Source organism: Halobaculum limi (assembly GCF_029490015.1).
Classification (GTDB): Archaea; Halobacteriota; Halobacteria; order Halobacteriales; family Haloferacaceae; genus Halobaculum; species Halobaculum limi.
Window position 1 is genome coordinate 1,967,497 of sequence record NZ_CP120468.1, and the last position, 19,653, is coordinate 1,987,149.

General features: G+C 64.6%; 16 protein-coding genes, 1 tRNA gene and 2 rRNA genes. 10 read left to right on the forward strand and 9 right to left on the reverse strand.

All coding sequences use genetic code 11. The features are described from left to right. Positions 1–256: 256 nt before the first annotated feature. Positions 257–3,172, forward strand: a 23S ribosomal RNA gene (locus tag P0D77_RS09860). 115 nt (positions 3,173–3,287) lie between these two features. Next, positions 3,288–3,409 (forward strand): 5S ribosomal RNA (rrf, locus tag P0D77_RS09865). 133 nt (positions 3,410–3,542) lie between these two features. Here the strand turns inward: rrf and P0D77_RS09870 are convergent. The 6 genes from P0D77_RS09870 to P0D77_RS09895 all read right to left on the reverse strand — a co-directional run bounded on the left by P0D77_RS09870 (position 3,543) and on the right by P0D77_RS09895 (position 8,686). Then, complete coding sequence (locus P0D77_RS09870; RefSeq protein WP_277552904.1) at positions 3,543–3,764, reverse strand: DUF1328 domain-containing protein; 222 nt, start codon at positions 3,762–3,764, stop codon at positions 3,543–3,545. Between the two features lie 330 nt (positions 3,765–4,094). Further along, positions 4,095–4,169 (reverse strand) — tRNA-Glu (locus tag P0D77_RS09875). A gap of 105 nt (positions 4,170–4,274) precedes the next feature. Further along, complete coding sequence (locus P0D77_RS09880) at positions 4,275–5,621, reverse strand: amidase (protein WP_277552906.1); 1,347 nt, start codon at positions 5,619–5,621, stop codon at positions 4,275–4,277. A gap of 225 nt (positions 5,622–5,846) precedes the next feature. Then, positions 5,847–6,002, reverse strand: coding sequence for a DUF7563 family protein (locus P0D77_RS09885; protein ID WP_277552907.1), 156 nt, complete (start codon positions 6,000–6,002; stop codon positions 5,847–5,849). Between the two features lie 74 nt (positions 6,003–6,076). Beyond that, positions 6,077–7,225: a metal-dependent hydrolase family protein gene (locus P0D77_RS09890; RefSeq protein WP_277552908.1), complete on the reverse strand. Its 1,149-nt coding sequence runs from the start codon at positions 7,223–7,225 to the stop codon at positions 6,077–6,079. Positions 7,226–7,360: 135 nt separating this feature from the next. Continuing rightward, complete coding sequence (locus P0D77_RS09895; protein ID WP_277552909.1) at positions 7,361–8,686, reverse strand: ABC transporter substrate-binding protein; 1,326 nt, start codon at positions 8,684–8,686, stop codon at positions 7,361–7,363. A gap of 147 nt (positions 8,687–8,833) precedes the next feature. Between P0D77_RS09895 and udk the strand changes: the two genes are divergently transcribed. Further along, positions 8,834–9,532: a uridine kinase gene (udk, locus tag P0D77_RS09900; protein ID WP_277552910.1), complete on the forward strand. Its 699-nt coding sequence runs from the start codon at positions 8,834–8,836 to the stop codon at positions 9,530–9,532. Positions 9,533–9,626: 94 nt separating this feature from the next. Here the strand turns inward: udk and P0D77_RS09905 are convergent, their stop codons facing one another. Continuing rightward, positions 9,627–9,956 (reverse strand): DUF5785 family protein, encoded by a 330-nt coding sequence (locus P0D77_RS09905; RefSeq protein WP_277552911.1) that lies wholly within the window; start codon positions 9,954–9,956, stop codon positions 9,627–9,629. Positions 9,957–10,034: 78 nt separating this feature from the next. Here P0D77_RS09905 and P0D77_RS09910 point away from each other — a divergent pair, with 78 nt between their 5' ends. From P0D77_RS09910 to P0D77_RS09940, 7 genes are all read left to right on the forward strand, one after another. After that, positions 10,035–11,402, forward strand: coding sequence for an MFS transporter (locus tag P0D77_RS09910; RefSeq protein ID WP_349770044.1), 1,368 nt, complete (start codon positions 10,035–10,037; stop codon positions 11,400–11,402). A gap of 128 nt (positions 11,403–11,530) precedes the next feature. After that, entirely contained in the window at positions 11,531–13,633 is a 2,103-nt protein-coding gene (gene rqcH / locus P0D77_RS09915; protein ID WP_277552912.1) for a ribosome rescue protein RqcH, read from the forward strand. Positions 13,634–13,636: 3 nt separating this feature from the next. Further along, positions 13,637–14,326, forward strand: coding sequence for a DUF4013 domain-containing protein (locus tag P0D77_RS09920; protein WP_277552913.1), 690 nt, complete (start codon positions 13,637–13,639; stop codon positions 14,324–14,326). 25 nt (positions 14,327–14,351) lie between these two features. Beyond that, positions 14,352–15,047: a DUF4013 domain-containing protein gene (locus tag P0D77_RS09925; protein WP_277552914.1), complete on the forward strand. Its 696-nt coding sequence runs from the start codon at positions 14,352–14,354 to the stop codon at positions 15,045–15,047. Positions 15,048–15,109: 62 nt separating this feature from the next. Continuing rightward, a complete protein-coding gene (locus P0D77_RS09930; protein ID WP_277552915.1) occupies positions 15,110–16,177 on the forward strand; it encodes an mRNA surveillance protein pelota in 1,068 nt (355 codons plus the stop codon). Between the two features lie 2 nt (positions 16,178–16,179). After that, entirely contained in the window at positions 16,180–16,674 is a 495-nt protein-coding gene (locus tag P0D77_RS09935; protein WP_277552916.1) for a GNAT family N-acetyltransferase, read from the forward strand. Between the two features lie 126 nt (positions 16,675–16,800). Further along, positions 16,801–18,120, forward strand: coding sequence for an MFS transporter (locus P0D77_RS09940; protein ID WP_277552917.1), 1,320 nt, complete (start codon positions 16,801–16,803; stop codon positions 18,118–18,120). Positions 18,121–18,187: 67 nt separating this feature from the next. On the opposite strand, the gene P0D77_RS09945 is transcribed toward P0D77_RS09940, so the two are convergent. Continuing rightward, a complete protein-coding gene (locus P0D77_RS09945) occupies positions 18,188–19,186 on the reverse strand; it encodes an ornithine cyclodeaminase family protein (RefSeq protein WP_277552918.1) in 999 nt (332 codons plus the stop codon). An 83-nt stretch (positions 19,187–19,269) separates the two neighbouring features. After that, positions 19,270–19,515 (reverse strand): DUF8015 family protein, encoded by a 246-nt coding sequence (locus P0D77_RS09950; RefSeq protein ID WP_277552919.1) that lies wholly within the window; start codon positions 19,513–19,515, stop codon positions 19,270–19,272. Positions 19,516–19,653: the final 138 nt, after the last annotated feature.

Below are 19,653 nucleotides of genomic sequence, written 5' to 3' on the forward strand. Positions count from 1 at the left end.
CGTTTGACCTTGTGGTCTTACCAGGGTTCGATTCCTTGGAGGTCTCTCCCGTACCACGATTCGAATCGTGCCCCTTAAGTGTGGCACGACAAGATGAACTGGTACACACGATCGATGCACCATCCCGCGAGAGCGGGGATGGGAAGGGTCGATGTACGCTCCTGTGCCACCCACAGGACGTGCGATGACGACCGTATGTACGTGCAATCCAGACACCCACTGAACCCGATTCATCGGGTCCATTGGGTTCCACTCAGTATATTGGCTACTGTGCCAGCTGGTGGATGGCTCGGCTCGAGAGCCGACGACGGACGTGCCAAGCTGCGATAAGCCGTAGGGAGCCGCACGGAGGCGAAGAACTACGGATCTCCGAATGGGAATCCCTCTACAATTGCCTTGCGCAATGGGGAACGCTCCGAATTGAAACATCTCAGTAGGAGCAGGAAGAGAAATCAATCCGAGATGTCGTTACTAACGGCGAGTGAACGCGACACAGCTCAAACCGAAGCCCTCACGGGCAATGTGGTGTTCGGGCTGATATCAAGCGAATTCAGTCGACGAGAAGTCTCCTGGAACGGAGCACGATACAGGGCGACAGTCCCGTATCGTCGACAGAATCCGCGGATCAGTTCCCAGAGTAGCGGGGGTTGGATATCCCTCGTGAACGTCCCAGGCATCGACTGGGAAAGCTAAACACTCCTCGAGACCGATAGCGAACAAGTAGCGTGAGCGAACGCTGAAAAGCACCCCGAGAAGGGCGGTGCAATAGGGCCTGAAATCAGTTGGCGATTGAGCGACGGGGCTTGAAAGGCCCCTCACAGAATGACCGAGACGCGAGTCTCCAGTAAGACGTGAGGGGAGCCGAAGTTCCGTCGTGCGTTTTGAAAAACGAACCAGGGAGTGTACTTCTCCGGCGAGTCTAACTCGATTATCGAGGAAGGCGCAGGGAAACCGACAAGGCCGCAGCATTGCGAGGGCCGCCGTGTTCAAGCGCGGGGAGTCGAAGAGGTACGACCCGAAACCGAGTGATCTACTCCGAGGCAAGGTGAAGCGTGCCGAAAGGCACGTGGAGGCCTGTTAGCGTTGGTGTCCTACAATACCCTCGCGTGATCTTGGAGTAGGGGTGAAAGGCCCATCGAACTCGGCAACAGCTGGTTCCGACCGAAACATGTCGAAGCATGACCTCTCCTGAGGTAGTTCGTGCGGTAGAGCCACCGATTGGGAGACCCGCCTCCGAGAGGAGTCGGCCTCCCTGTCGAACTCCGAACGTACGAACGCCGCTGACGGAGGGAGTCCGGTGTCCCGGGGTAAGCTTGGGCACCGTGAGGGGAACAACCCAGAGTTAGGTTAATGACCCAAAATGTGGATTAAGTGTAATCCTCTGAAGGTAGTCTTGAGCCCTAAACAGCCGGGAGGTGAGCTTAGAAGCAGCTACCCGCTAAGAAAAGCGTAACAGCTTACCGGCCGAGGTTCAAGGCGCCCAAAATGAACGGGACTCAAATCCACTTCTGATACCTAACCGCCCTCTTCACCGAGGGATCGTGTAGGTCGGCGTACTGTGCGGATGGAAGCTCGGGCGAGAGCTCGCGTGGACCGCTCAGTAACGACAATCCTGGTCACAGTAGCAGCGATATTCGGGTGAGAACCTCGAAGGCCTAAAGAGTAAGAGTTCCTCGGCACTGCTAATCAGCCGAGGGTTAGCCGATCCTAAGTCCGGCCGTAATTCGAACCGGACGAACGGGTAACTGGTTAATATTCCAGTGCTACCACGCACTGAAAGTCGACACCTCCGGAACCGTCTAGCTGGGCACTCGCCCAGTCGAACTCGTGAATTCCGTGGAAGCCGTAACGGCACGAAGCGGAAGAAGACGAGAATAGCGCAAGTAGGCGTTACCAGGGGTCCGTGAAAAGACGAGCGTGGTATTCGTATCGAGATCCGACACAGGTACTCTGGCAGAGCAAGCCAAGGCCGACGGGAGCAACCGACGTTAGGGAATTCGGCAAGTTAGTCCCGTACGTTCGCAATAAGGGATGCCTGCCCTCTACGGGGCAGGTCGCAGTGACTCGGTGGCTCCGACTGTCTAGTAACAACACAGGTGACCGCAAATCCGCAAGGACTCGTACGGTCACTGAATCCTGCCCAGTGCAGGTATCTGAACACCTCGTACAAGAGGACGAAGGACCTGTCAACGGCGGGGGTAACTATGACCCTCTTAAGGTAGCGTAGTACCTTGTCGCTTCAGTAGCGACTCGCATGAATGGATCAACGAGAGCCACACTGTCCCAACGTTGGGCCCGGTGAACTGTACGTTCCAGTGCGGAGTCTGGAGACCCCCAAGGGGAAGCGAAGACCCTATAGAGCTTTACTGCAGGCTGTCGCTGGGACGTGGCCGCTAACGTGCAGGATAGGTAGGAGTCATTACACAGGTATCCGCGCCAGCGGACCACCGAGACATCACTGAAATACTACCCGTTAGTGGCTGCGACCCTCACTCCGGGAGGAGTACACCGGTAGCCGGGCAGTTTGACTGGGGCGGTACGCGCTCGAAAAGATATCGAGCGCGCCCCAAGATTTCCTCACGCGGGACAGGAACCCGCGGAAGAGCGCAAGAGCACAAGGAAGTCTGACAGTGTCATTCCAAGCGAGTGACGCTGACGCGAAAGCGTGGTCTAGCGAACGGATCAAGGGCCTCAATGGCCCGGATTTACGACAGAAAAGCTACCTTAGGGATAACAGAGTCGTCACGCGCAAGAGCACATATCGACCGCGTGGCTTGCTACCTCGATGTCGGTTCCCTCCATCCTGCCCGTGCAGAAGCGGGCAAGGGTGAGGTTGTTCGCCTATTAAAGGAGGTCGTGAGCTGGGTTTAGACCGTCGTGAGACAGGTCGGCTGCTATCTATTGGGGGTGTTACGGTACTTGACGGGAACGTTCGTATAGTACGAGAGGAACTACGAATGGTTGCCACTGGTGTATCGGTTGTCCGAGAGGGCAGCTGCCGAGAAGCTACGCAACACGGGGTAAGAGCTGAACGCATCTAAGCTCGAAACCCACCTGGAAAAGAAGTACCACCGAGACCACTCGTAGAAGACGAGTTCGATAGACTCGGGGTGTACGCGTCGAGGCAACGAGACGTTCAGCCCGCGAGCACTAACAGGTCAAGCCACACTCATATGCTGGAGCCCGATGTTCCGTTGAATCGGGTTCAGGTGTTAGCTGGATTGCACGTACATTACGGTCGAAGACCGACGTTGGCACTACATCGGATCGTTCCCGATGGTCGGCCTTCGGGCGGCCATAGCGGCGGGGGCACACCCGTACCCATCCCGAACACGGAAGTTAAGCCCGCCAGCGTTCCGGCCAGTCCTGGAGTGCGAGAGCCTCTGGAAACACCGGTTCGCCGCCCACCACTCATACTTCAAGCCCACCAGCACCGCGCTGGTGGGCTTTCTTCATTTACAGACACAGTTGCACGTACAGCACCAGCGACGGCGATGCCGTCGTAATTTCACGCGCGGTCGTCTCGAGCGGCAGCGACGGTCCTAGAGGACGAGCGAAATAACGGCGAGTACGATGAACACGATCACGAGCCACTTCGCGATCGTCATACTCACTCCGGCGACCCCTCGCGCGCCGACGACCGCGGCGACGAGTGCCAGGACGAAGAACACGATCGCATACTGGAGAAACTCCCCGGAGAAGAACTGGAGCGGGGCGAGTACCGACGCTGTCGGTGTTACGACTGGCAAGAGATCAAGTGTCATCGTGTGATCGGACTCGGGCCACAGACAGATTGTTAGCAATGACGTAGGATCGGTGAGAACGTCATTCGAGTCAGTAGGATCGTCGTTCGGCGTTGAAACGCGCCCGAGCGAGTCCGTTTACGACCCTCCCACATCAAGGAACGCGACGACGAACATACCGTCCACGGGAGCGACACCACTCCGTGGGTCATCGGGCGACTGGAGCGGTTGGGGAGTCGGTGAGTTGCTTGGAGAACGCGGTGTGCACACCCCCTCAACATCGGAGAGAGTGGTTCGACGATCCCAAGAGGAGTCACGACTCGAGAGCGTGAGTCGACGAAAGGAAACGAGTGCTCCGGCAGGGATTCGAACCCTGGTCATTGCCGTGAGAGGGCAATATGATTGGCCGGACTACACCACCGGAGCGCTGTGATGCACTACCTGAGTGCAACTACGGGTATGCTTGTGACCTGTAAAACGGTGTCGGTTCGGCGACGCCGTGCGGGGATTTGTCGTGCGATTCGCGGCGCGTCAGGCGGCGTCCGCGACCACGTCGGCGAGGGCACTCGCCCACGCGAGCAGTCGTTCGTCGTGACCGAATCCCGTGGCGACTTGGACACCGACCGGCAGGTCGTCGACGGTGCCTGCGGGGAGGCCGACCGTCGGCAGGCCGGCGTGCGTCCACGGGAGGTTCATCACAGGGTCGCCGGTGTCGTCGGTACCGGCGGGTGCGGGGCCGGGCGCGGCGGGGGCGACCCAGGCGTCGATGCCCGCTTGAGTCGCAATCGCCGCGAGCGACTCACGAAGCGCCGACCGTCCGCGACGACCGCGCACGAGCGTCGAGACGGGGCTGGCTCGTCCCTCTTCGATCAACTCGGCGGTCGCGTCGGCGTAGCGGTCGGGGTACGCGTCGTACCACTCGCCGTGGGCGAGGGCGGCCTCGCTCGCAACGAGGTCGTTGTGCCGTTCGTTCACCTCGTCGATGTCGGGGAACGCTTCGACGCACACAAGGTCGTAACCCGCCCGTTCCAGCGAGTCGAGTGCTGCACGGAACGCTCGCTCGCCGGCTTCGGTGGCTTGGTCGCGGTACGGTCCGACTGGCACCCCGAGCGTGGGTCGCGTGTCGGCGGCGTCGTCGTCTGCGGCTCCGGGGACGCCTGCCCAGTCGTCGATGAGTACCGACGCCGCGAGCGCTGTTCCGTCCACGTCGCGAGTGAACGTACCGACGTGATCGACCGACGCCGACAGCGGGATCACTCCGTCCGTCGGGATCCGACCGTACGACGGTTTGAAGCCGACGACGCCGCAGAACGCAGCGGGCCGGATGACAGAGCCGACGGTCTGGGTGCCGAGTGCGAGCGGCGTCGTCCCGTTCGCGACGGCGGCGGCCGACCCGCTGGAGGATCCACCGGGTGTGTGGTCGAGGTCGTGGGGGTTTCGCGTCGGGCCAGGCGCGAAGTACGCGAACTCGGTCGTGTGCGTCTTACCGGCGACGAGTGCGCCTGCTGCGCGAAGCCGTCTCACGGCGGTGGCCTCGGGCCCGGCGAGCGCATCCGCCGGCAGCGACGACCCAGCACGGGTCGGCAGGCCGTCGATATGGAAGATATCCTTGACGCCGACGGGAACGCCGAACAGCGGTGGGCGAGTTGGCTCGTCGCTACTGCTCCCCGTTGGCTCGGGGTATCGCTCCGTCAGCGCGTCTGCTTCGGCGGTCAGCCACGCTCTGGACTTCCCGTCGTCGACCCACGCACGGATGTCGCCGTCGCGGGCGTCGATTCGGTCACGGACGGTTCCGATATATCGCATCGGGCCGCGTTCGCCAGTTCGAAGGTCGCTGGCGAGGGCGGCCAATCCCTCACCCGAACGGTCGGTGGTCATACCAGCGGCTACCAGGTGCCGGGTAGTAGTTCTTCGGTCACGGCTCACCGCACGCGGAGTCGTCTCGGCGTCGAGCGCCTGTCGATGTCAACCCGAACCGCGAGAGGGCGGTGGGCGCGGTCGGGTGGTGCCGCCGAGCAAGCGGGCGGGGTCTACGAGTGTATCCGATTCCTGTAGTCGGGTTGGGTGTCGTTCGCGCTTTGCAGTGTCGATCGTGTTGGGTGATTAACTCCGCTTCGAGCGCGCTTCGCGTATCTCGGCGCCGTCACGGAGTTTGTCCTCGCAGTTCGGGCAGACGCGAACTGTCTCCAGTTCGTTGGGTGCGAACACCCGAACGTACCGCTCCGTCACGAACCCACCACAGTTGTTGCACTCCGGCATTGAGCGAACCCATTCACTTCACGTATAAAAAGACCCCACCCGGATAGCACCGGCGCTTCCGTCGTCGCTGCCGCTCAGACGACTTGGTCGCCGTCGACGAACACCGCTGCGGGCGACTGCCACGCGTCGACGTCCTCGGCCGGGTTCTCGTCGAGGACGACCAGGTCCGCGCGGTAGTCCTGTTCGATCATTCCGACGTCGTCCAAGCCGAGGAGGTCGGCGGCGGTGAGCGTCGCCGCTTCGAGTGCTTCCTCGGGCGTCATTCCGAACTCGACCATGTACGCCATCTCGTCGGGGATGTTCTGGAAGTAGTTGAACGGCGTTCCGGCGTCGGTCCCCATCGCGATGTCGACGCCAGCGTCGAGGGCGTGGTCGAACGACGACTCGAACTCGTCGGCGGCCTCGGTGGCCTTCTCCATCGCGTCGCGCGGGATGCCCGCGTCCGGATTGTCGACGATGTTGCGGAGGGCGGAGGCGGTCGGCACCCAGTAGGTGTCCTCGGCGGCCATCGCGTTCGCGGCCTCCCGGTCCATGAACGTCCCGTGTTCGATGCTGGTGATGCCCGCGTCGACGGCGTTGAGGATGCCCTGCTTGCCGTGTGCGTGGGCGGCCGTCGGGACGCCCTTCGCGCCCGCGGCGTCGACGAGTGCCGACAGTTCCTCGTAGGTGAGTTCGGGTGCGCCCGTCTGTGCGCCCTCGGTGAGGACGCCGCCGGTCGCCATACACTTCACTACGTCCGCGCCGCGTTTGAGTTGCTCCCGGGCGGCCTTGCGAACCTCGTCGGGACCGTCGGCCTCGCGGCCGAACCAGTGGCCGTGGCCGCCAGTCATGATGACGTTCTGTCCACACGCCAAGACGCGGGGGCCGACGAGGCGACCCTCCTCGACGGCCATCCCGGCGTCGAGGGCGAGCGTCCCCTGTGCTCCCAAGTCACGGACGGTCGTCACGCCCGATTCGACGGTTTTCCGGAGGTTCTGTGCGGCGATGTACGCGTGGTCGAACTCGCTTTCGTCCTGTGCGGTCGCGACGTCGGCCCGCCCGTCCATCATCAGGTGGACGTGGGAGTCGATCAACCCCGGCGCGACGAACTGCCCGCTCACGTCCGTCTCGGAGTCGCCGCGCCCCACGTCACCGACGGCGACGATTTCGCCGTCCTCGATGGCGACGTCGGCCTCGAGTGTGCCATCGGCGTCGACGATCGTCCCGTTTCTGAGTACGTGCATACCAGATACTTACGCTGAGTACGCCTAAAGCCCTGGGTGGCGGCGGTTCGTGTCTGCGAGCGCCGCCGAACACACCGACACACAGCGATAGCGGCCGCTGGCAGCGTAAAAGAAACGTGAGAACGGGGTGGCGACTTACGCCGAGAAGTCGATGGTCGAGATGGTCTCGACGTTTCCGTCCATCTCGGTGTTGTACTGCAGGAACGCGTACGTGACTGCCGTCATGTCTCCGTTCTCGTCGAAGTCGACCGACGAGGAGGCACCGGAGTAGTACACGTCCTCACCGTCGAGGACGGCCTGCAACCCTTCGGCCAAGTTGCCCGGGGTAACCTCCAACCCGTCGTTGGGGTTGGCGACGGCACGCATCTCCGCTTTGATGGCGTCGCCGTCGTTGGATCCCGCCTTGGCGTTCGCGAGCAGACACACCGCCGACGCGTCGTACGCGTGGGCGTTGAACACGCCGGGTGCGCGGTCGTACTCGTCTTCGTACAGCGAGGCGAACTCTTCTTGTCCGGGACCGGTCGCCTGCGGCGTCGTCGCGAAGACGTTCGCCATATCGTTCCCGACCTCGTCGGGGAGCGTCGGGTCGACCAGGCCGTCGGTCACGAGGACGTCGGTGTCGTTGTTGTAGTTGGCGTAGAAGTCGCGGAAGATCTGGATCCCCGAAGCGGGGTAGCCGATGACCACGAGCATACTCGGCGAGTCGTTCATCGCCGTCGACAGCGGAGAGGTGTAACTCGACTGCTCCTGTTCGAAGGCAACCGACGCCTGTACGCTGCCGGAGTAGTTGTCGACGAACGCCGATTCGAACGAGTCGGCCAGCGCCTGCCCGTAGTCGTTGTTGACGTACATGATGGAGGCGGTGGAGTTACCGAGTTCGCCGTCGGCGACCTGCGCCATCACCTGCCCTTGCAGGGCGTCGGAGGGTGCGGTGCGGAAGATGAGGTCGTCGTCGTCGAGGTTCGTCACGTTTGGTGACGTTGACGACGGTGAACAGCCGACCATACTGTTCGGGATGAACACCTGCCGGGTGACCTGCAGGTTCACACCTGAGGACGCGGGGCCGGTGACCGTCGGATAGCCGGCGTTCGCGAGGGCGTTCGCCGCCTGGATCCCGGCTTGGGGGTCAGTCTGCGTGTCCTCGACGGTCTGGTCGAACGCGACCGGCATATCGCCGGCCGCCTCTAACTGCTTGACCGGGAGGGTTCCACCGTCGCGGATGGGGCCGCCGAGCGACCCGAGGTCACCGGTGATCGGCATCAACACGGAGTGTTTGATCGTCCGCATCGACCCGGAATCGGACGACTCAGTGTCCTCCATATCTCCGGATTCAGTTTCCTCCATCCCACCCGAGTCGGTTTCGCCGCCTCCGGAGTTCTGCGTGATACAGCCAGCTAATCCGACAACGCCTGCCGTTCCCGCTCCTTTCAGAACGTCACGGCGATCGATCTTGCGTGCCATGTGTGGGCCAATGCCGCAGGCGTTTATAAAGTTGACCGAGAGTGCAACTGTCTGACAAGGGATTGGCAGGTGCGATCGCACGATACGGAGCCACCCAGGCGAGACGGACCGATACGCACAAACGTACGGGCGGGCGAGAACGAGCCAATGACGTACCCCTCGTTCGTCGTCGGCATCGCCGGGGGGACCGGCGCAGGGAAAACCACCGTCTCGCGGCTGATCACCGAGCGAGTCGCCGACTCGGTGACGCGCATCCCGCTGGACAACTACTACCGCGACCTCTCGCATCTCGACTTGGGAGAGCGAGAGGAGGTGAACTACGACCACCCCGAGGCGTTCGAGTGGGACCTGCTCCGCGACCACCTGGAGACGCTACTGTCGGGCGGAACCGTCGAGATGCCCCAGTACGACTTCGAGATTCACAACCGGAAAGACGAGACGCTCACGGTCGAACCCACAGACGTCATCGTCGTCGAGGGCATCCTCGCCTTGTACGACGAGCGTATCAACGAGATGCTCGACCTCCGTCTGTACGTCGAGACGGACGCCGACGTCCGCATTCTCCGGCGTATCGAACGCGATGTGGTCGACCGCGGCCGCGGCCTCGAAGGCGTCATCGACCAGTACCTCTCGACGGTGAAGCCGATGCACGAGCAGTTCATCGAACCGACGAAGAAACACGCCGACCTGATCATCCCCGAGGGAGCCAACTCGATGGCGGTCAGACTGCTGGAGGAGAAACTGCAAAACGAGGTCGAAGGCGACGACGGGCGGACGTGGGAACGCGAAGAACTCGAACGCGAAATCGGCGAGCGCACGGCGCGACACGCCCCCGGGCCCGAGTAATCGCGAACGAGAGACAGCGGCGGCTGGCTGTTCGACGTGTACACTCGCTTCTGTCAGAACATCGGTGGTGCCGCGCCGGCGACGGTCGCCGACGTTACCCGCGGGTGCGGGTGAACGCGTCCGCGCCCTCGTACGTCCAGAGGTCGTTCTCGCGCATCGTCTTGCCGATGGCCTTGTGGAACGCGACGATATCTTCGAACTCGGTGTCGTCGTCGATGTGCTGGAAGATGTCCTCGACCGAGACGACCGTGTCCGCGTCGAGACGCACCGGGTGGCCGCCGAACTCCTCGCGGTAGTCGCCGGCGCGAAGCGGGAAGTCCTCCTCCTCGTCGACCTTCTTGACCATCACCGCGTGCCCGTACTTTCGGCGACCCTCGCTTCCCTGTTCGCCGTCGGGGTCGTGGGGCCAGTCGTGGGAACTCATTACTACGGCGTTGTGACGGACTTGGATTAGTCGTTTCGTTCCCCGCACCCCGAGCGGGGTCGCTCACTCGGCGGTCGTATGGCGGCCGGTCGTGCCGGCACCGACGCGTACATTGCGCCGGGACCGACTCGTTCGCGTGTGAACCGTAACGACCGATCTATCGTCGGACTGACGATGCTGGCCCACGGGATGGTCCACACCTACGAACTCTCCATCCCTATCTTCATCCCCATCTGGCTGGTGCAGTTCGACGTCGTCTCGCTGGGCCCGGTCGAGGTGGCCGTCACCTCCGCGACGCTCGGCCTCCTCGTCACCGTTGGCTACGGCCTGTTCGGCCTCGGCGCGTTGCCGGGGGGCGTCCTCGTCGACCGCGTCGGCTCTAGACGGCTCATCACCGCCTGCCTCGTCGGGATGGCCGCTTCCTTCCTCTTGCTCGGCGTCGCGCCCGGACTCATCGCCGTCACGCTGGCGATGGTCGTGTGGGGCGTCTCCGCCTCGGTGTATCACCCCGCAGGCCTCGCACTCCTCTCGAAGGGCGTCGAGGAACGCGGCACCGGCTTCGCGTATCACGGCATCGCGGGCAACCTCGGCATCGGCCTCGGTCCGTTGCTGACGGCTGTCCTGCTTTTGTTCGTCGACTGGCGAACCGTCGCGGCGGTACTCGCGGTGCCGGCGTTGCTCGCGGCCGCCTACGCCGCACGCGCGAGTTTCGACGAGACGGCCGCGGTGACGGCCGCAGACGGCGGCGATGGAGCCGACTCGAAGGCGTCCTCGGGCATCGACTCCTTCTCGGAGTTCGTCTCCGAGTCGCGCGTGCTGTTCGCCGGGAGTTTCGCGCTCGTCTTCCTCGTCGTGATGATGTCTGGGCTGTACTACCGGGGGGTGCTCACGTTTATGCCGGAGTTGCTCGCGGGCTTCCCCGGCTTCGAGCCGATTGCGCTCGCGTCGCTGCTCCCCGCTGGCCTCGCCGATGCGCTCGGCGTCTCCGCCTCCGGTGGACGGACGCTGTCGCCGGCTAACTACGTCTACTCCGGCCTCCTGATGATCGGCGTCCTCGGACAGTACGCCGGCGGTAAACTCACCGACCGCATCCCAGTCGAGCGTGGAATCGCGCTGAGTTTCGGCCTGCTGGCGGTGCTCGCACTCCTGTTCCTCCCGGTTGCGAACCTCGGCTTCGTTCCGTTCCTCGCCTTCGGCGCGGTGCTCGGCGTGGCGCTGTTCGTCGTCCAACCGTTCTATCAGGCGACGGTCGCAGAGTACACGCCCGCGGGGACGCGTGGTCTCTCGTACGGATACACCTACCTCGGCGTCTTCGGCGTCGGCGCACTCGGCGGCGCAGTCGCCGGTGCAATCTTGACGTTCGCGACGGCCGGGACGCTGTTCGTGGTGCTCGCGGCATTTGCGCTCGTCGCCGCGGCGACGGGCGTGGTCCTCGCACGTCGCTGATTCCGCCGATTCACTGCTGGCGCGCGGCGGTAGCCAGAATTCGGGACTCGTTCTCCTGTTGTCGCCGCTCGTGCGGCGTCGAACCCGCAACGCCCAAACACCCGCCGGAAGTAGCCACGGACAATCAGATGGACCCCAAAACCGAGATGACGAGCGTCGACCTCGCGGCCCTCGTCGGGGAACTCTCTCGCTACGAGGGCGCGAAGGTGGACAAGGTCTACCTCTACGGCGACGACCTCGTGCGGTTCAAACTCCGCGACTACGACCGCGGCCGCGTCGAACTCCTCGTGGAGACGGGCGACGTGAAGCGGTGTCACGTCGCCGACCCCGCGCACGTCCCCGACGCACCGGGTCGGCCGCCGGAGTTCGCCAAGACGCTTCGATCGCGACTCGCGGGCGGCGAAATCAGTGATGTAGCACAGTACGAGTTCGACCGCATCCTCACGTTCGACTTCGAGCGCCCGGACGCTAACACCACCGTCGTCGCGGAACTGTTCGGTGAGGGCAACGTCGCCGTCCTCGACGAGACGGGTGAGGTCCAGCGAAGCCTCGAAACTGTCCGGCTGAAGTCGCGGACGGTCGCTCCCGGGAGTCAGTACGAGTATCCCCAGTCGCGGGTCAACCCCTTCGACGTCTCCTACGAGGCGTTCGCCGCGCGGATGGACGACTCCGACACCGACGTGGTTCGGACGCTGGCGACCCAACTCAATATGGGTGGTCTCTACGCCGAGGAGTTCTGTACCCGCGCGGGCGTCGAGAAGACGCTCGACATCGCCGACGCCGGCGAGGAGCAGTACCGCGCCATCCACGACGCCATCGAGCGGATGGGCGAGCGCCTGCGTTCGGGCACCCTCGACCCGCGCGTGTACCTGGAAGACGGTGAGGTGGTCGACGTGACGCCGCTCCCTCTGGAAGAGCGTGACGGCCTCGAATCCGAGGCGTTTGACGACTTCAACGCCGCACTGGACACGTACTTCCACCGACTCGATTTGACCGAAGACGAGGAGGTCGACGACTCGCCCGACTTCGAGGCCGAGATAGCCAAGAAACAGCGCATCATCGACCAACAGGAGGGAGCAATCGAGAAATTCGATGAACAGGCAGAGGCCGAACGCGAGAAGGCCGAAGCCGTCTACGCCCACTACGACCTCGTCGCGGACGTCCTCTCGACGATTCAGGGGGCGCGCGAACAGGGCCACTCGTGGGACGAGATCGACGAGACGTTCCTCGAAGGCGCGGACCGCGGCATCCCCGAGGCCGAGGCCGTCCGCGGCGTCGACGGCTCCGAGGCGACCGTCGACATCGACCTCGACGGCACGGTCGTCACCCTCGACGCGAAGACGGGCCCGGAGAAGAACGCCGACCGCCTCTACACCGAGGCCAAGCGCATCGAGGAGAAGAAGGAGGGTGCGCTGGCGGCCATCGAGAACACCCGCAAGGAACTGGCGGCGGTGAAGAAACGCAAGGAAGCGTGGCAGCGTGACGACGGCGACGACGACGAGGAGGAAGACGACGAGGACGACGAAGAACCAGAAGAGGTCGACTGGCTCTCGCGGGCGTCGGTCCCCGTTCGCAACCGCGACCACTGGTACGACCGGTTCCGCTGGTTCGAGTCGAGCGACGGTTTCCTCGTCATCGGCGGGCGCAACGCCGACCAGAACGAGGAACTCGTGAAGAACTACATGGAGGGCCGAGACCTGTTCTGTCACGCACAGGCGCACGGCGGCCCGGTGACGCTGATCAAAGCCACCGATCCGTCGGAGGCCGCCCGCGACGTGACCATCCCCGAACAGACGCGCGAAGAGGCCGCACAGTTTGCCGTCTCCTACTCGTCGGTGTGGAAAGACGGCCGCGGTGCGGGTGACGCGTACATCGTCACGCCCGATCAGGTGTCGAAGACACCCGAATCCGGCGAGTACATCGAGAAGGGTGGGTTCGTCATCCGGGGCGAACGCGACTACTACCGCGATATGCCCGCGGAGGTGGCCGTCGGCGTGCAGGTCGACCCCGAGACGCGCGTCATCGGCGGGCCGCCGTCGGCGGTCGAACCCCGTGCGGAGACGACCGTCCGACTCACCCCCGGTCAGTTCGCACAGAACGACGCGGCGATGAAGTGCTACCGCATCCTGAAACAGCGGTTCACGGACGACACGTTCGTCCGAAAGGTTGCGTCTGCAGACCGCATTCAGGAGTTCCTCCCGCCGGGAGAGAGCGACGTACACGAGGGATAAGCCGTGATCAAGCAGGCGTTCCGCTTCCCGTTCGGTGACGACCGCGGTGCGGCCGCCGAGGTGCTCCTCGTCGGCGGCGGCCTCCACCTCCTGTCGGTGTTCGTTCCGCTGGTGCCGCTCGTTCCGGTCGTCGGCTATCTCGTCAGAGTCCTCGGTGACGCGGGCGACGCCAGCGACCCTGGACGCCTGCCGTCGTTTCGTGCGCCGTTGCGACTCCTCCGCGACGGCCTCGTGGCGAGTCTGCTCGTCGTGGCGTTCCTGCTCGTTCCCGTCGTAGTCCTCCTCGTCACGTTCGTCGGGGCGCTCCAGGGCAACGCGGGCGGTGCCGGCGTCGACCCGACGACGCCGCTCGGCTACGGCGTCACGCTCGTCGGTGGAACCGTCACGCTCCTCCTCGCGATTGCGGCCGTCTACCCGCTTCCGGCAGTCCTCTCGGCGTACGCACGCTCGGAGGCCGACGCGGGAACGGTCGCCCGCGTCAAAGCGGCGCTGTCGCTCGGGCGACTTCGTCGCACCGTCTCGACCGGGCGGTACTTCTACGGGTGGGTCATTGGCGCGGTGTTGCTCCTCATCGGCCTCTCGATGGCCGGGGCGGGGAGTCGGCCACTTCGGGTGATCGGGTTCTTCTCGCTGTTTTATCTGGAGGTCGCGGCCGCCGCGTCGTGGAGTCGTGGGATCGGTGGAAACGGTTAACTCTCGGGCTGGTGACCCGTCTAGTATGCTAGAAGACGCACTCAAGTACCCACTCAACAGCGAAGACCGCGTCGCGACCCTGATCATCGGCGGTCTGCTGTTGGTGTTCAGTTTCCTCCTCATCCCGGCGTTCATCCTCCAGGGCTACCTCCTCCGCGTCCTCGGGTCCGCCGCCGCCGGCGACGAGGCCGCGCCGTCGTTCACCGACTGGGGCGGACTCCTCGTCGACGGTCTCAAACTCCTCGTCGTCAGTCTCGTGTACGGTCTCGCCATCGCGATTCCGTTCATTATTGCCAGCGTCGTCATCGGTCTTGGCGGCCTCACCGGGAGCGACGCCGGCGTAGCGGCGTTCGGCATCGTGGGCATCCTCCTGTTCTTGCTCGCGACGCTGGTCGCCATCGTAATCGGCTACTTCCTCCCGGCCGCGCTGACCAACTTCGCGGTGGAAGGCGAGATGAGCGCGGCGTTCGACTTCGGCGCGATCCGTGAGGCGTCGTTCTCCTCGAAGTACCTCGTCGGCGTGTTGCTCGGCGTTGTCCTCGGCATCGTGATCCAGTCGGTCGCGACGCCGTTCGTGTTCCTGTTGGTTGGTATTCCGGCGCTGTTCTACGGACAGGTCGTCACGTACTACTGCTTCGCCCGTGGCTTCGCGGACGCGACGAATCTTGGGACCTCGCGGACAACCTCTCCGACGGAGTCGACGCCGGCCGAGAGCCTGTAAGGAGCGTCTTCCCCGCCCCCTGTCTCGGAGGGCCTTTGTACGCGCCCACCACACGTCCAGCTATGCGTATCGACTCGCGCGGCCGCGGCGAGGAGGGCCGCGAACGCCTGACGGTCGTCCCCGAGACCACCGACGACCTGTGGCATCTCTCGCACGTCCTCGAACCCGGCGACCTGGTCGAGGCAGACACGACCCGCCGGGTCACCCGCGACGACGACCAACTCCGCGACAAAGGCGGTGAGCGTGAACACATGCGCGTCACCGTCGAGGTGGAAGACGTCGAGTTCGCGCGGTTCGCGAATCGCCTCCGCGTCGGCGGCGTCATCGTCGGCTGTTCGCGCGAAGACGAGATCGGTCACCACCACACCATCAACGTGGAGGCGCGGACGGAACTGGTCATCGAGAAACACTTCAAGCCCGACCAGATCGAGCGGATCGAGGAGGCCGAGGAGGCCACGGGCGCGCCCGACGTCGCCATCGCGACCGTCGAGGAGGGTGCGGCGTACATCCACACGGTGAAACAGTACGGCACCGAGGAGTACGCCAGTTTCACCAAGCCAACCGGAAAAGGCGAGTACGCCCGCCCACGCGACGAACTGTTCGACGAGTTGGGGTCGGCGCTCTCCCATCTCGACACGGAGGCGATCATTCTCGCTGGCCCGGGGTTCACCAAAAACGACGCCCACGACTACATCGCGGAGAACTACCGCGACGTAGCCGAACACATCTCGGTGGTCGACACCTCCGCCGCCGGCGACCGCGGCGTCCACGAAGTCCTCAAACGCGGCGCCGTCGACGAGGTGCAACGCGAGACGCGAATCGCCCGCGAGGCGGAACTCATCGACGAACTCACCGAGCGGATCGCACAGGGCGCGAAGGCGACGTACGGCGTCAACGAAACGATGGAGGCCGCGGAGTTCGGCGCTATCGAGACGCTGCTCATCGTCGACGACCGCCTCCGCGAGGAGCGCCAAGGCGAGGGTGACTGGGACATCGACGTGAACGACCTCATCACGGAGGCCGAACAGAAGGGCGGCGACGTGGTCGTCTTCTCTGGCGAGTTCGCCCCCGGCCAGCAGTTGCGCAACTTGGGCGGCGTCGCGGGCATCCTCCGCTACCGCCTCCAGTGACGATGGGCGATGACACGCACGCTCACTCGGTCACGGTCGTCGACAGCGACGCCGACTGGCAGGCGGCGGTCGACCTCCGGATGGCCGTCTTCGTCGACGAACAGGGCGTTCCTCGGAATCTGGAACTCGACGAGTACGACGAGAACCCACTTACCTCGTCGGTCGACCACCTCCTCGTCCGCGACGACGCGGAGGAAGCAGTCGCAGTCGCTCGCCTCCGCGCCGTCGACGGCGACGCGTACGGCAGCGACGCCGACCGCGTGGCGAAGGTCGAACGCGTGGTCGTCGCCCGCGAGCGACGCGGCGAAGCCTGGGGGCGGCGCGTGATGGACGCGGTCGAAACGCGCGCCCGAGAGCGTGGCCTCGACGAGGCGGTGTTACACGCGCAGGTGACCGCTCGCGGCTTCTACGAACGTCTCGGCTATGCGGTCGACGACGCAGTGGGCGTCTTCGAGGAGGACGGAATCGACCACGTCAGGATGCGAAAGGCACTCTAGTTCGGCGTGACCGTGAACGCCGTGGGCGGCGCTGGCGGTCGTCGGTCTGGTCTGCTCGCACGCCGGGCGCTTGGCCCCTGCCAGAGGCAGAAACTACAAACGGACGTGTGAAACATCCTCACACGAATGTCTCGACTCCGTCGCTACCGACGTCACCTGATGTGGGGGACGCTCGCGTTCGGATTCCTGTTCGTCAACTTCTTTCGCAACTCGACGGCGGTGCTGGCGGGCGACTTGGCGGCGGTGTTCGACGCGACCGCCGCGGAGTTGGGACTGCTTCACTCGTCGTTCTTCTACATCTACGCGGCGGCGCAACTCCCCTCGGGACTGCTCGTCGACCGCTACGGGCCGCGGCGGGTCGTCGCCGTCGGCCTCGCGGGGATGGGCATCGGCGTCGCTGCGTTCGCGGCCGCCGACACGTTCGCGATGGGATTCGCCGCCCGCTTTCTCGCCGGGCTGAGCGGGGCGGCCATCTACGTCGCCGTCCTCCGCTTCTGTGCGAACTGGTACGCGCCCGAGGAGTTCGCGACGATGACCGGGTTCACCATCGCAGCCGCTGGGGTCGGCGGCGTGTTGGCGACGACGCCGCTGGCCGTCGCGGCGGGTGCGACCGGGTGGCGGACCGTCCTGTACGCCTCCGCAGGTGGTGTGTTCGTCGCGGCCCTCGCCGTGGGTGTGTTCGTGCGCGACCGTCCGGCGAAGATGGAAGACCGCCCGGCGGGAGCCGACTCGGGTAGCGACACCGACTCGTTCCGTGAGGTCATCTCGGGCGCACGGCGCGTCCTCTCGGACCCGGACACGTGGCTGATGGGCGTGCTCTTGTTTCTCGTCATCGGCCTCAACTTCACCGTCGTCGGCCTGTGGGGCGTGCCGTACATCGTTCACTCGTACGACGTGCCGGTGTCGACGGCGGCGACGACCGTGTTGGCCGCGAACGTCGGCTTCGCGCTCGGGTCGCCAGCGTTCGGTGCAATCTCCGACCGGACGGGACGACGGACCGAGGTTATCCTCGGATCGTGTGTCGTGTTCTTGCTCGCGTACGGTCTCATCTTCCTCACCGTGACACCGCCGCTCGTCGTCGTCGGACTCGCGCTGTTCGTCGGGATGGGCGTCACCGGCGGCGCGTCCGTCGCCTACACCGTCGCGAAGGAACGCCACGCGGTCGACAGCGGCGCAGCGACGGGCACCATCAACGGGATGGCGTACTTCGGCGCGGCCGTGTTCCCTGCGGTGATGGGGTTCGCCCTCGACGCCTACTGGACCGGTCGCATCGTCGACGGCGCACGCGCGTACACACCCGCCGGCTACCGAGTCGCGTTCGGCGTCGTGACGCTGGGCGGCGTCGTCGCGGTGGTGTGTGCGGCGGCGCTCCACGTGCGCGAACGGCGTCGCGACCCGCGGCCGGACGCAGTTGCGGCGGCTGCCAGCGACACCGGCGACGACTGACCGCTCGCGTCGGCAGGGAAGACACCACTGACGCGGAGAAAATCGGCGTGTCTACTGTCGGAGTTCGTCACTCGCCGGTGAGCGCCTCGCTCGCGGGCGCGAAGTCGATGTACTGGCCGAGGTCGCGGTCGAGTGCCTTCTCGTACAGCAGGTACGCGGCGGCGACGGTCTCGATGCCGGTGCCGCCGGAGTCGAAGACGGTGATTTCGTCGTCGTCCTCACGACCGGGTTCGACGCCGGCGACGACCTCGCCCAACTCGGCGTGGATGTGACTCTCGTCGACGACGCCCGCCTCGAGTGCCGAGAGGAACGATCCGGCGTCACGCGTCGCTCGCGCTCGGAGGTCCGGGACGTACGTCGACCGCTCGATGGTCCTGTGGTCGAGTTCGCGCTTGCGCGGGTCGTACTGCCCCATCGCGGTGACGTGTGCGCCCGGTTCCAGATCGTCGCCGTCGAAGACGGGGTCGCTCGCGTTCGTCGCAGTGATGACGATGTCGGCGTCCTCGACTGCGGCGGCGGCGCTGGCGACGGCCGCCACCGACGCGTCTAACTCCTTGTTCATGTCGCCCGCGAACGCCTCACGACTCTCCTTCGTCGGGGAGTACACCCACACCGTCTCCAGGTCGCGGACGGTCGCCGTCGCACGGAGTTGGCCGCGTGCCTGTGCGCCCGACCCGATGAGTGCGACGGAACTGGCGTCCTCGCGTGCGAGGGCGTCGACACCGACCGCACCCGCTGCACCCGTCTTGTACGGGTTCATCGACGCGCCGTCGAGCAACGCCAACGGTTCGCCCGACTTCGCGTCGAACAGCGGCGTCATGAACCACGCGTCGAGTTCGCCGAACCCCGCGGAGTAGGTGTATCCACCCATCGCGCCCGTCTCTGGGAGGACGGCGGCGTACGTGGTCAGAAAGCCCGGTGGCTCTTCGTTCACCAGTTTCGTTCGTGGCTCCGCCGATCCCCCCTCACCGATCTGTCGGTAGGCGTCGCGCACGGCGTCGACGTACTCCGCCGGGTCCGCGAGTCCGGCGACTTCGTCGCTCGTGAGAAACAGCGTCTCAGTCATACCTCCGCGTTCGGTGGCGAGGGTGAAAAGCGTGGGCAGACCTGTCGTGTGTGAGGGCTGAAAAGGGGTGGCAGCGAGGCGATTTAGTCGGCGTTCTGTGCGGGAGCAGTGCCAGCATCCGGGCCGACGTGCGTCGCGGGGGCGTCCCGAACCGGGCGACTGGTCACCGGGCCGCGCACGAACATCGCGTGCCCGACCAGTCCCGCGGCGACGAGTCCGCCGACGGGCACGGCCACGCGCAACGACCAGCCTACCGATTCCATCAGCAGCGTAATTCCGAGGAGTGCGATGGGAATGAGGCCGAGCACGTAGTCGTGATATCCAGTCATAGACAATGCATACTATGGATAGGGATCATATAATTGTTTCCCGTACCTGTTCGGGAGGTAATGGAGAAGAAATGAAAATCCTATCCATAACTTATAAGGGGGAACTCTGTACCACAGCGTCTCTCACGGCCGCTCATC

Bases quoted from the DNA above. Each gene is read 5' to 3' on its own strand.
- P0D77_RS09945 (WP_277552918.1), bottom strand. From the start codon at position 19,186: ATGACTGAGACGCTGTTTCTCACGAGCGACGAAGTCGCCGGACTCGCG.
- P0D77_RS09930 (WP_277552915.1), top strand. From the start codon at position 15,110: ATGCGTATCGACTCGCGCGGCCGCGGCGAGGAGGGCCGCGAACGCCTG.
- P0D77_RS09880 (WP_277552906.1), bottom strand. From the start codon at position 5,621: ATGACCACCGACCGTTCGGGTGAGGGATTGGCCGCCCTCGCCAGCGAC.
- P0D77_RS09870 (WP_277552904.1), bottom strand. From the start codon at position 3,764: ATGACACTTGATCTCTTGCCAGTCGTAACACCGACAGCGTCGGTACTC.
- P0D77_RS09910 (WP_349770044.1), top strand. From the start codon at position 10,035: ATGGCGGCCGGTCGTGCCGGCACCGACGCGTACATTGCGCCGGGACCG.
- P0D77_RS09890 (WP_277552908.1), bottom strand. From the start codon at position 7,225: ATGCACGTACTCAGAAACGGGACGATCGTCGACGCCGATGGCACACTC.
- udk (WP_277552910.1), top strand. From the start codon at position 8,834: ATGACGTACCCCTCGTTCGTCGTCGGCATCGCCGGGGGGACCGGCGCA.
- P0D77_RS09950 (WP_277552919.1), bottom strand. From the start codon at position 19,515: ATGACTGGATATCACGACTACGTGCTCGGCCTCATTCCCATCGCACTC.
- rqcH (WP_277552912.1), top strand. From the start codon at position 11,531: ATGGACCCCAAAACCGAGATGACGAGCGTCGACCTCGCGGCCCTCGTC.
- P0D77_RS09940 (WP_277552917.1), top strand. From the start codon at position 16,801: ATGTCTCGACTCCGTCGCTACCGACGTCACCTGATGTGGGGGACGCTC.
- P0D77_RS09925 (WP_277552914.1), top strand. From the start codon at position 14,352: ATGCTAGAAGACGCACTCAAGTACCCACTCAACAGCGAAGACCGCGTC.
- P0D77_RS09935 (WP_277552916.1), top strand. From the start codon at position 16,180: ATGGGCGATGACACGCACGCTCACTCGGTCACGGTCGTCGACAGCGAC.
- P0D77_RS09885 (WP_277552907.1), bottom strand. From the start codon at position 6,002: ATGCCGGAGTGCAACAACTGTGGTGGGTTCGTGACGGAGCGGTACGTT.
- P0D77_RS09905 (WP_277552911.1), bottom strand. From the start codon at position 9,956: ATGAGTTCCCACGACTGGCCCCACGACCCCGACGGCGAACAGGGAAGC.
- P0D77_RS09895 (WP_277552909.1), bottom strand. From the start codon at position 8,686: ATGGCACGCAAGATCGATCGCCGTGACGTTCTGAAAGGAGCGGGAACG.